The organism is Streptomyces sp. NPDC012794 (genome assembly GCF_042901085.1).
Classification (GTDB): Bacteria; Actinomycetota; Actinomycetes; order Streptomycetales; family Streptomycetaceae; genus Streptomyces.
Map to the genome: position 1 here is coordinate 162,676 of NZ_JBIBCI010000014.1, position 10,838 is coordinate 173,513.

The 10,838-nt window shown below is 69.9% G+C and carries 13 protein-coding genes and 2 pseudogenes; 4 read left to right on the forward strand and 11 right to left on the reverse strand.

Going from position 1 to position 10,838, the window contains the following annotated elements:
* The first annotated feature begins 199 nt into the window (after positions 1-199).
* Positions 200-571, forward strand: a complete 372-nt coding sequence (locus ACFY7H_RS24920; protein WP_388941732.1) for a hypothetical protein — start codon at positions 200-202, stop codon at positions 569-571.
* Between the two features lie 48 nt (positions 572-619).
* Here the strand turns inward: ACFY7H_RS24920 and ACFY7H_RS24925 are convergent, their stop codons facing one another.
* Together ACFY7H_RS24925 and ACFY7H_RS24930 are read right to left on the reverse strand one after the other, a co-directional pair.
* Positions 620-1,015, reverse strand: a complete 396-nt coding sequence (locus tag ACFY7H_RS24925; RefSeq protein WP_388941734.1) for an Mth938-like domain-containing protein — start codon at positions 1,013-1,015, stop codon at positions 620-622.
* Between the two features lie 263 nt (positions 1,016-1,278).
* Complete coding sequence (locus ACFY7H_RS24930) at positions 1,279-1,488, reverse strand: hypothetical protein (RefSeq protein ID WP_388941737.1); 210 nt, start codon at positions 1,486-1,488, stop codon at positions 1,279-1,281.
* Positions 1,489-1,768: 280 nt separating this feature from the next.
* Here ACFY7H_RS24930 and ACFY7H_RS24935 point away from each other — a divergent pair, with 280 nt between their 5' ends.
* Positions 1,769-2,992, forward strand: coding sequence for a hypothetical protein (locus tag ACFY7H_RS24935; protein WP_388941740.1), 1,224 nt, complete (start codon positions 1,769-1,771; stop codon positions 2,990-2,992).
* An 89-nt stretch (positions 2,993-3,081) separates the two neighbouring features.
* A complete protein-coding gene (locus ACFY7H_RS24940; protein ID WP_388941742.1) occupies positions 3,082-3,243 on the forward strand; it encodes a hypothetical protein in 162 nt (53 codons plus the stop codon).
* Between the two features lie 394 nt (positions 3,244-3,637).
* On the opposite strand, the gene ACFY7H_RS24945 is transcribed toward ACFY7H_RS24940, so the two are convergent.
* The 6 genes and pseudogenes from ACFY7H_RS24945 to ACFY7H_RS24970 form a co-directional block, all read right to left on the reverse strand.
* On the reverse strand, positions 3,638-3,823 hold the full coding sequence (locus tag ACFY7H_RS24945) for a hypothetical protein (RefSeq protein WP_388941745.1): 186 nt from the start codon (positions 3,821-3,823) through the stop codon (positions 3,638-3,640).
* Between the two features lie 27 nt (positions 3,824-3,850).
* Entirely contained in the window at positions 3,851-4,180 is a 330-nt protein-coding gene (locus ACFY7H_RS24950; RefSeq protein WP_388941748.1) for a hypothetical protein, read from the reverse strand.
* Positions 4,181-4,389: 209 nt separating this feature from the next.
* Positions 4,390-4,491, reverse strand: a complete 102-nt coding sequence (locus ACFY7H_RS24955) for a helicase associated domain-containing protein (RefSeq protein WP_388941751.1) — start codon at positions 4,489-4,491, stop codon at positions 4,390-4,392.
* A 1,042-nt stretch (positions 4,492-5,533) separates the two neighbouring features.
* Positions 5,534-5,741 (reverse strand): annotated as a pseudogene (locus ACFY7H_RS24960) (transposase); the annotation flags it as partial.
* A 129-nt stretch (positions 5,742-5,870) separates the two neighbouring features.
* Entirely contained in the window at positions 5,871-6,182 is a 312-nt protein-coding gene (locus ACFY7H_RS24965) for a hypothetical protein (RefSeq protein ID WP_388941754.1), read from the reverse strand.
* Between the two features lie 177 nt (positions 6,183-6,359).
* Positions 6,360-6,518, reverse strand: a complete 159-nt coding sequence (locus tag ACFY7H_RS24970; RefSeq protein WP_388941757.1) for a hypothetical protein — start codon at positions 6,516-6,518, stop codon at positions 6,360-6,362.
* Between the two features lie 200 nt (positions 6,519-6,718).
* Between ACFY7H_RS24970 and ACFY7H_RS24975 the strand changes: the two genes are divergently transcribed.
* The gene (locus ACFY7H_RS24975; protein WP_388941759.1) at positions 6,719-6,901 is read left to right on the forward strand and encodes a hypothetical protein; all 183 of its coding nucleotides are present in this window, start codon (positions 6,719-6,721) and stop codon (positions 6,899-6,901) included.
* 75 nt (positions 6,902-6,976) lie between these two features.
* Here ACFY7H_RS24975 and ACFY7H_RS24980 read toward each other — a convergent pair whose 3' ends face one another.
* The 3 genes and pseudogenes from ACFY7H_RS24980 to ACFY7H_RS24990 form a co-directional block, all read right to left on the reverse strand.
* The gene (locus ACFY7H_RS24980) at positions 6,977-7,486 is read right to left on the reverse strand and encodes a hypothetical protein (RefSeq protein ID WP_388941762.1); all 510 of its coding nucleotides are present in this window, start codon (positions 7,484-7,486) and stop codon (positions 6,977-6,979) included.
* Between the two features lie 149 nt (positions 7,487-7,635).
* Positions 7,636-7,744 (reverse strand): annotated as a pseudogene (locus ACFY7H_RS24985) (L-serine ammonia-lyase, iron-sulfur-dependent, subunit alpha); the annotation flags it as partial.
* A 1,084-nt stretch (positions 7,745-8,828) separates the two neighbouring features.
* Positions 8,829-10,433: an ABC-F family ATP-binding cassette domain-containing protein gene (locus tag ACFY7H_RS24990; protein ID WP_388941765.1), complete on the reverse strand. Its 1,605-nt coding sequence runs from the start codon at positions 10,431-10,433 to the stop codon at positions 8,829-8,831.
* Positions 10,434-10,838: the final 405 nt, after the last annotated feature.

Here is a 10,838-nt window from a genome sequence, read left to right on the forward strand (position 1 = left end):
CGCTTTGATCACCACGGGGGAGTGCACCACCATGACCAGGCGTACCGGATCACTGGCCGAACGTGGTGTGCTCGTGCTTGCCGCAGCCGTCGTCATGACGGGCTGTGGCTCGAGCGGATCGTCGGGCGGTTCCCCCGCGGAGCCGTCTCCCTCTGTGCCCTCCGCGTCCGCGGCCACAGGGTCCGCGCCCGCCGCGCCGATGCGCGACACCGTCGAGGCGGACGTCGTGGCCGCGCTCCGCGCAGCCGGCATCGACCCGACGACGGGCAAGACCAGTCAGGGACGCGATGGTGTGAAGCGCCCGGACATGTTCGACTGGTTCGGGGCCGTCACGACCTCGGAGGCCACCACGGCCCGGAGTGCGGCGGGGGCCGAGCTGGAACGCCTGGGGTGGGCCAAGGGCCGGGAGCGCGGCGAACTGGTCAAGTACACGAAGGGCGACTGGTGGCTGATGGTGGCCGTCAGCGGCCGGGACAAGGAGCTGTCGGCGTATCTCCAGGAGGGCCAGAGCATGCTCGTCTTCACGGCCGCGCAGCGGATTTCCGCGGAAGGCGACGGCGACGCCTCGTGAGGGCTGTCCGACTTCCCGTGGCCGGGGCGACGGTGTCGGGGCCCGGCCTCAGCAGGTGGAGTGAAGGAGGCCGCCCACGGGCCGGGTCCCCGCCGCCAGGCGGTTGTAGAGCTCGACGGCCGCGGGCGTTTCGTCCGCGTGGAATGCCGCCCCGGTCTCCCGGAGGAGTTCCCTCGTCGGTGGGGCGATCTGGAGCCGTCGCTGCATGCCGAGGCCGAGGACGATGACCTCGACGCGTCGTTCGAGAAGCGCCTGTACGTCCCCGGGCTGGATTCCGGGGAGGTGCCGGGTGCCGTGCTCGGCCCAGTCCCACGCGTGCCCGCCGCCCGGGTAGAGGACGAAGTCCTTGCCCGGCGTGAGGCCTTCGATCTCCATCAGGCCCCACTCAAGGCGGGTGACCCTGGGGGAGGGGGGCGAGTTCGTCGGATTGTCAGCGCCGCTCATGTGGGTGATCATCGCAGCACGACCCACGTCAGGAGCTCAGAGGCAGTCGTACGGCCTCGATCTCCGACTCGTCGAGGAGGGCCTCGACGAGCGCGGCCGGGCCGGCGACCTTGGTGGACCACAAGTCGAAGTCCGTGCACAGGACCCAGGACCGGTCGCGGGCCCAGAGGTTGGACGGGCTCCAGAACTCCTCCTCGGGGTGGTCGTACAGGGCCTTGGCGTCCGTGAGCCGGCCGGCCCGGACGTGGAGGTTGTCGAAGTCCTCAGCCCTTTGGCCCCAGCGGGCTGTAGTAGGCGAGGCAGCGGGTGTCCGGCCCTTGAGGGCTGTGCTCGGTGCGGATCTCGATCAGCCGGTTCCAGTCGGCACGGTCCAGGCTGCCTTCAGACGGACTGGTGATACCGACCGGCCAGCTGCCCGGCTTGCGGAGCGAGGGGAACGACGAGCGGCCGGGCAGGCGGCCCTCGGCCGGCACGGGATCTCCTGTCCGCTGGGTGAGCTCTGCCCAGCGCAGGCAAGCTCCAGGCCAAGGCGCGGGTGTCCAACCCGGGCCTGCGCGACGATCCTCCTGCCGTACGCCACCCACCGCCGCCGCGGACGGCGAGATCCGTCGACATTCTCGACCTCCGCCAGTTCACAGCACCCCAGCCTCGTCGTGGGCTGGGCGTGTTCGACCAGAACGGGAACGGCCGTCCAGTGGCCCCGACCGATATCGCCTGGCGGGGCGGTGCCCGAGTCGGGCAGAGTGCCGGGTGATGAGCGATGAGTACGAGATGTCATACGCCCAGCCCGACTCTGTCGAGGGCCTGCTTCAACGGGGGCGTGGCCTGGGTGTGGCACGCGCGTTCCAAGATCCGCAGGGAGCCGCCGCGTTCGTGTACGACGGGATCCGCCGTGACTGGCGCTGGGACGGGACCGACGACCGGTCTCTGTACCTGGCGCGGCTCGTCCGGGGCCTGGAGCTGTCCCCGACGCCAATCGTGGACCATCTGGCAGGGGACGAGGAGGCCTGCCTGCGGGCCTGCGACGTCCTGGAGTTGCTGGCCCTCGCCGGATCGGACGAGGCCCGCGAGGGGCTTCGGGATTATGTCCGGAGAGGCGAGCATTGGGTCCGCGTCCTGGAGTCGGTAGCGGTCGGCTGGCCGCCGGAGTGGTGGGACGACCTCGGTGACGTCGCACGCACTCGAATCGGCGGAGAAGCCGAGCTTCCGTGGTTCTTCGAGCCGTGGACGCGGTTTGGGATTGAAGTACAGAACCGGCCCTCCAAAACGCGGCCGTCACTGACCGGGCTCAGTACCGCAGACCTCCTCACCCTGCTTGCTAACGCCCGTACGGAAGGCGCCACGAAGATCGACGCACTGCGTGCGCTGAACAGCCGAGAGCCCGCTGAGGAACTGATCCCGCTGGTCCCCTCACTGGGTACCACGGACGCTCGCCGGCCCCTGCCCCTTCTCAGGCGAGCCGTTGAACGCCTCGGCACCGCCGCCGTACCGGCAGCGCACAGCTGGGCGCAGGACGAACGCGCGTGGTTGGCGCAGCTGGGTGCCGACGTCCTGGCCGACCACCCCGGGCCCGAGGCATTGGGGGGACTCGTGGAAGAACTCGCGGAGCAATGGGCGGCGCGGGCCTGGTGCGGCCCCGATCGGACGGCTCGGCGCCTGGCCCGATTCGGGCCCGACGCCGACGATGCTGTGTCCTACCTGTGGCGCTTCTGGCTGCACACCCCGCACTCATATGAGCGGACCGCGTACTTGGAGGCGCTCGCCGCCATCAACAGGGACGGCCTTGACTTCGCGTACACCGAGTCCCTCTGGGACTGCGAGGAGACGGCGCGGCTGCTGGGGATCGCCTCTGCACCCGCGAGCCCGGAGACCCTGGGACGGATCGCCCTACTGCGAGATGATCCGATGGAGACGCCCGAGGTACGCGCCGCGGCCCGAGCTCGGCTGGTGTCCCCTTCCGGCCTGCGTCCGTCCTGACCCTGTTCGAACAAACAGCCCCGGAAGAGCTGCGTAAACGCCGGATCCTGCCGGTCATCTCCCGCGAGGGAGCCCCGGACATCAAGGGCATGGGCAAACTCCGCTACGTCGTCGAGCAGAGCTTCGCCCTGCTCCACCAGTTCAAACGACTCGCCGTCCGCTGGGAACGCCGCACCGAACTCCACGACGCGTTCGTCTCCCTCGCCTGCAGCCTCATCTGCTGGAGACGCCTCAAGAAACACGATTCATGATCGTGTGACGAGCTCTAAGTTTTTTGTCGTAGCCGTATCGAGCCTCGCTCTGGCTGCTGCAGGCATCATTGCGGGCGCCGGAAGCGCAAGTGCTACCTACAGCGCTTGCATCGGTACCGTGGCCGCGAACGGAGGACATGCTTTATCGGACATCGTCATGAATGCCTGTCAAGACGGAGTCGCCAAAAAGTTCGACAGGTGCACCAGTGCGCTTCAGGCCACCTCTGACCCTGTAGGTAAGGGCTATGGCCCCGGTCCCCCGGAAGCCAAGGCAAACCTAGCCTGCAAGCGGGCGGCTGTACTGCCCGCACCGTAGAGCAGGCACATCCCCCGATCCCGGCGCATCGGTCCTGTGCGGGGGCGGGGGGAGCGCAACGACGGGCGAGGCAGCCCGTCACGCCCAGTCCACGCCCAGCTTCGCGAGGGCGGTGAGCTGGTCGGCGATGAGTTTGTCACGCCGGCTCTTGGCGTTGCAGACCCACACGCCCAGCTTCACCACCACCGGCTCCGCCTCGCCCTCGACCGCGACCTCCTCACGGTAGGTGCGCGGGACCGGCCGGTGGGCGCCTTCCCGTTCCACCCATCGCGTGAGGGCAGCCCGCTGCTGTCAGCCCGTGGCTCCGGGCAGAGCTGTGAAGGTCGCGCTGGCTGACCGCGAGGACACCGCCCCTTCTACTGCGAGTTCTCCGTCGATGGAGATCGTGCACTGGAGCCAGCCGTCGGGATGTTCTGGGTTGGACGTGATGATCGTGAGCATGGGCATCGCATCGATGCTCGACATCACGACGTTCTGCTTCCACGGCGTGACGCCAGCCTTGACTTGCTTCTCCTCTCCTTTGAGAGGGTCTCCGATGGCATAGGTCACCTCGAAGGAGCCTGTGCCGGTTACCTCGTAGGTGACCTTGGTACCGCGTTTGCGCCGGAAGGGGTTGTTCATGTGTGGCCTCTGCGAAAGCGGACAAGGTACAGATCTGGATCATCGTCGCACGTGCTGTCGGGACGCCACGGACGTACCCGGCCCAGCGCTCAAGGAGATCCACCCCACCGTGGCTCCCGAGGATTGGGCTTGCTGCGTTGTTGGATAAACCGTCACGATCCCCGCGACACGGCGCTTCGGCTCGAGGACAGGGCCGCTTGGGATCACGGTCAGTCCATGCCCAGCTTCCGCACTGCCTCCAGCTGCTCCGGGCTGAGCTTGTGGCGCCGGCTTTTGGTGTTGGAGACCCACACGCCCAGCTTCACCACCACCGGCTCCGCCTCGCCCTCGACCGCGACCCCTCGCGGTGGGCGCGCGGCACCGGCCGGTGGGCGCCTCCCCGCTCCACCTGCCGCGTGAGGGCTGTCAGGCCCGCCTGGAACGCCTGCTGCGCCGTGAACAGCATTCTAGGGCCTGCCACCAGAGGCCTTCCCGATCGGCGATGACGGCCAGGACGACGGCGCCGCCGCAGCGCCAGGGCCGGGCGCGTCCGTGTCCGTGTCGGCTGGTGGGCCGCAGGTGGGCGCGGCAGTTGGCGGCCCGGCACGCGCAGTACGCGTCGGACCGTGGAGCGGGTGCGGCCCGTAGGTGGGACGTGAGGTGGGCGGCTGCGGCCGTGCGGCCGGCGGCCGCGGACGGCAGACGCTGATCGGGACAGGAGGGTCGGCTGCACGAAACGCGCACCGCCGCACTGCCACGGCCGGCGGAGTCCAGTCGCACGGTCCAGCGGCGTCCCAGCACCCGCTTGTCCAGCTCGCCTGTCACAGCCTCCGTCATCCCGTCCTCCTCCGTCCTGTCCTCATAGCCGGCACCGCCCTTACGCGTACGGCGGGCGGGCCCACCGTACCGACAGGCGGCCCGGTGACTGGGGAACGGTGTTTCTGCCGTTCGTGTGGCTGGCGGAAGCGCGGACCTGGGTACCGGATCGGTCGCTTCGGAGAATCTTCAGGGGAGCCTCTCTCGGACTTCGCGATGACGATGTGCGATCGGCACGGCGCGGCAACCTGGCCGGTCTGGATCAGGCAGCGGTCTCGTAGGCCACGGTGGTCGTGGGGCAACTCGGCGAGTCCGAGGAGGGCCCGGCGCTCGGCGTCGTCGGCGGCCAGGTCCCAACGGAGCTTCGTGGCGACCCACATCGCCGCGCACTTGATCACCTGCGTCGGTGTATCGGGCTGCTCTGCGTCACGACAGGGGTGGGGGGTACCTCACCCGAGCGGAGGACGCAGTTCACCCCAGAAAAGACCCTGCATGGCTAGAAGAGACGGGCTTGCATGTGGTGCGTGAGGTCGGGGTATGGCAGACGAAACGAGCATCAAGGTGCACATGCTCCAGCAGCCTTGCCCGTGCCGTCCGCCTCCCATCGGGCGAACCGCTCGTAGACGGTCTGCCACGGCCCGTACCACTCGGGCGGGTCGCGCCAGGGAGCCCCGATCCGCAACCGCCACAGCACACCATTGACCACCTGCCGGTGATCATGCCACGGCCGACCACGCCCGTCCGCTTGCGGCAACAAGGGCTCCATCCGCTCCCACGCCACGTCCGTCAACTCACCTCAGCCTGCCACAAGATCATTTCAGGCCAGACCTTAGGGGCGCACCTCGCTGGCTGCCGTCGGCACGGCAGCGGCGGGGGACTGAGACGAAACGGTCTTTCAGAATCCGTCGCCCCATCCGAAGGTGACGTTGTACGCGCGCTGGAGTGCGTGCCGGCCATGGCTCTCGTCGGCGTAGGCCCACGCGAGGGCTGCGGCGAACCAGAGTAGAAAGACTGCGCTTACGACGCCCAGAGCGGCCGGCTTGCCGTACCAGCTGAGGAGGATCAGGGCGATGGTCACGATGGCGGCGCCGAGGTGGGCTCCCCGCGAGTCGAGTGACGCGGCCTTGCGTGCCTCTCTGCGTTCGGCCCGTTCCGCGGCGAAGCGCTCCTCTCGAACAGACTGCGGTTCATTCTCGTCGAAATTCATCTCATCCCCCTGACCCTGACGCTACATGGGCCCGGACCGCGTCGGCAGAGGAGCACCGTGGGGATGGGGATCAGGTACTGAACGGCGATCCTCAGGACGAGGCGGCCGGGAGGGGTGCCGGCAGGTCGGCTTCCTGGGCAGTGGTGAGGATGGCGGCAAGGAGCTTGACGAGGGCGGTCATGTCCGGGTCGTCGGGGCCGACGAGGTGCTGTTCGGCCGGTACTCGTCGAGCTGCTGCTCGAACGGCTTGGCGTCGGGTCGGTCGTGCTCGGGGTAGGTCCGGGTGAGCCACCAGGCCAGTGCCCGGGGGCAGCCCCCTTCCCCGCCCACCATCATGCGGATGCTCCGCGAGCACGACGATGGGGTGGCCGCGGCCGTGCTCGCCGCCGAGACCAGCTCAAGCGGCTGTGCTGGAAGAAGCAGGCGCCGGTCGTCGAGCAGAAGCTGACCGGGGTGCGGGCCAAGGTCACGGCGGTCGTGGACGACATCCGGGCCGCCGGCTACGCGGACGACGGAAGAACGAGTGGTTCCGCTTCGTGGAGCACGCTGACACGCAGGGCACGTTGGAGGAGTCCATGCACCCCAGCGCCCACGGCCAGCGGGCCGTGGCGGCCTGCCTCCGCCTGGTGGGCGCGGCAGCTCCGGGCCGCTCCGAATGCGCGCAGGACTGGTTCGGCAACGGCGACCCAAACATGATGCGGATCCGCCCGACCAGCTGACCCGGTGTGCGGCCCGGGCGAGCGGACCGGCCGGGGCCCGGGGGCGACGGCCCGGGCCCCGGCCCGTGAGGGGGTTCAGCGGGCGATGTCCACGACGAACCGCTCCGGCGAGTGCAGGGTGAAGGCCCGGTAGTAGGGCAGCGTGTCGAAGGCGGCGCCGAAGGTCACGTACCCCTCGTAGTCGCCGGTCAGGGCGATGCCCTTGAGCTTGGGCAGGTTGATCTGCTGCAGCTTGGGCCCGAGGTAGACGTTTGCGCCCGCGTCGTCGTGGGCGGCGGCGGGGTTGAGGCGGATCTCCAGGAAGTACCTCCCGGGCAGTGGCACCGGCGTGCCGGACCCGTCGTGGATCAGCTTCGGAACGGGGGTGACCGTCGCCGTGGGGACGTACCCCTGGAGGTCGATGACGATCCGGTCGTACGTGGGGTGCCCGCCCCAGCGGGCATTGACCACGAGCGGCGTCTGGGTCTGGGCCTGGATGCGGAGGCCGGCCGGGGCGGTCGAGGCCGGAGCGGCGAAGGCGAGTGTTGCGGTGAGCAGGGCGCCGGAGGCCAAGGCCACGATCCGGCGGAAACGTCGGTGGATCATGACGTCCCCTCGATTCTCCTGAGACGGGGACTTGTGACACAGATGAGGACGCCCACACCGGATGCCCCGGTTCCGGTAGGAGGGCAAAGAAAAGGCCGGCGAAAGAGGGGAGGGGCCCGGCGTGCACGCCGGGCCCCTCACACCTGCCCCAAGGGCAGCGGCGGCCATCGAGCAGGCCGAGCCGACCTCGCCCTGACAGCCGACCTCGGCGCCGGAGATGGAGGCGTTCTCCTTGAAGAGCATGCCGATCGAGCCCGCCCCGAAGCTATGGTTTTGACATTGAGCATCCAGTGCAGTGGGAGGTGGAAGCGCTGGAGCCGGACGAAGGAGCCGGACGAACTCCAGCGCCTGGTCCTTACCGCCGTCGACCCTTACATCGACCGCGACGTTCTCGCCCAGCAGATCGCCCGCGAGGAACAGCAGTGCCGCGCCCTGGAGACTTCACCGGCCGATGGGGCGCGGCGGGCGAGCGAAATCCCAGGTGGTGGCTTGCGCGGGTGGGGCGAAGCGCCGCAGGACGGCCTGACGGGTCAGCGGCTCCTGATGGTGCCAAAGGCCGGTCTGGGCCCGCGTTGCAGCTCCGTGTTGCACCGCCGTCCAGTGCCAGGAGGCAAGACGAAAGCCCCGGGTCACGACGTCCCCGGCCGCTTCCACGTGTGGAAGCGGCCCCACGGGGCCTGCAACGGATCGCCGGCCGGCTTCCGAGCTCTGACCTGCCGTTTCCCGTCCCCGTTCCACGCCCGTGGCAGGCCAGACGCCGTCGGGCTGGCCGCCCTGCGCCCCGAGCTCGGGAGGGTTCCCGGATCTGGGAATGGTGCTGCCCCCGGTGATCGACGTGTCCCATATATGGGAACGCGCTTGGCCAGGCGCTTCCGCGGTCGCGGGGTTCAGCAGAAGGATCCAGTGCCGGCCCGGCCCGGGCGCGATACAGCATCCGGCCCGGCATCCGCCGCCTGGCCGCCGTTCTCCCGGGGAATGATTGCCGGGCAATCACCGAGCCGCAATCGTGATGGCCCGGTCCCGTCCTTGAGGAGAGGGGCCAGGTTACGGCCCCCTGGTGTACCGCGCAGGTTGTAGGGTCCAGCGACCGTACATCCAGGGTTCCAGATGATGATCAAACCAGTGGGGGGGGGCGACGCCACCTCGCATCCGTTTCTATCGTCTTGTTCAGCGCTGACCGTTATGGGGCGCCTGTCGCGCACGGTGGGTGCGTGAACGTGAACGTGACGAAGGGGATGCGTGGGCACGGCCACGAAATGGTGGAGCAGCCCCGGCGAGGGGCTGCTCCACCACCCGCCTGTCGAGCCCGCAACGGCGGGGCCGGGAAGACGGTCGCGTCGGGTCAAGCGAGGGTGACCAGGTCTCGGTAGTCATCGCTCCACAGGTCCTCGTCCGCGTCCGGCAGGAGCAGGACGCGGTCGGGGCGCAGGGCGTCGATTGCGCCTTCGTCGTGGGTGACCATCACGATGGCGCCGGGGTAGGAGTCGACGGCCGTCAGGACCTCGGTGCGGGAGGCGGGGTCGAGGTTGTTGGTCGGCTCGTCCAGCAGCAGCACGTTCGCGCCGGAGTGGACGATGCTGGCCAGTGCGAGGCGGGTCTTCTCCCCGCCGGACAGGACCCCGGCGCACTTGTCCGCGTCGTCCCCGCTGAAAAGGAACGCCCCGAGAACGCGCCGGGCCTCGCCGTCGGTCAGGTGCGGGGCGGCGTCCGTGAGGTTCTGCCGGACGGTGCGTTCGGGGTCGAGGGTGTCGTGTTCCTGGGCGAAGTAGCCCAGCCGCAGCCCGTGCCCGTGTACCACCCGCCCGGTATCGGGCTGCTCGGCGCCGGCGAGCAGCCGCAGGAGGGTGGTCTTGCCCGCGCCGTTGAGGCCGAGGACGACCAAACGGCTGCCGCGGTCGACGGCCAGGTCGACCCCGTCGAGCACCCGGTGGCCGCCGTAGGACTTGGACAGGCTGATCGCGCCCAGCGGCGTGCGGCCGCAGGGCAGCGGCTCGGGCAGCCTGATCCGGGCCGCCTTCTCCGTGCGGCGGGCCGGCTCCAGGTCCGCCAGCATGCGGTCCGCGCGGCGGGTTATGCTGCGGGCCATGACCGCGGTCGCCGAGCGGGCTTTCATCTTCTCCGCCTGCGTGTGCAGGGCCGCGGCCTTGCGCTCAACGTTCGCCCGCTCCCGCTCCCGTCGGCGTTGGTCGGTCTCCCGCTGCGCCAGGTAGGCCGTCCAGCCGGTGTTGTGGACGTCGATCCGGGCCCGGGTGGCATCCAGGTGGAAGACCTGGTTCACGACGTCGGCGAGCAGAGCGGTGTCATGGCTGATGACCACCAGACCGCCCCGGTACTCGCGCAGGAAGGTGCGCAGCCAGGCGATGGAATCAGCGTCCAGGTGGTTGGTCGGCTCGTCCAGCAACAGAACACCGTCGTTCCCGGCGAACAGGATCCGCGCCAGTTCCACCCGGCGCTTCTGCCCGCCCGAGAGGGTGCCCACCGGCTGGGTCAGTACCCGCTCCGGCAGGCCCAGCCCGGCCGCCACCCGGGCGGCCTCGGCCTCGGCCGCGTAACCGCCGCCGGCGTGGAAAGCCGCCTCGGCCTTGGCGTAGGCACGCATCGCCCGCTCCAGCGCCCCCGAGCCGGCGGCGTCGGCCATCGCGGCCTCGGCTGCCCTCAGGCGCCGCAGCGCCGAATCCAGTCCGCGCACGGACAGGATCCGGTCAGTGACCGTGACCGCCGGGTCGGCGGCGCGGGAGTCCTGGGCGAGGAACCCGACCGGGCCGGTATGGGTGATCGTCCCGCCAGCGGGCTTCAACCCCCCGGCCAGGGCGGTCATCAAAGTGGTCTTCCCCGCCCCGTTACGGCCGACCAGGCCGATACGGTCACCGGGGGAGACGGAGAAGGAAAGGTGTGAGAGCAGCAGGCGGGCACCTGCACGCAACTCGACATCGCGAACGGTAATCATGAGATGACGCTCCGAGAAAGCAAAAGGACACACTTCTGGCGTGGAAGCGGGTCCTCAGCTAGGAAACTCGGGGCGTAGACATACGTCCACCGTAACCGAAAGCCCAGCCATGCCGCACGCACGCGGAGAAACGAGTCCCTGGATCGCCCTCGCAGGTAGCCGGCGAGGCGGTGTACGGCTGACGGACCTCTACCGCGCGAACCCCTGCCCGCGACCAGCGCAGGCGAGTCACACCACCCTTTCGACCTGCGATCGAGTTGGCGGAGGCTCGGTGGAGTCACCCCCCCGGGGGGGGGGGGGGGGCCCCCCCCCCCGGGGGGGGCCCCCCCCCCCCCCCCGGCGGGGGCCGGGGGGGGGGGGCCCCCCCGCGGGGGGGGGGGGGGGGGGCGGGGGGGGGCCCCCCGC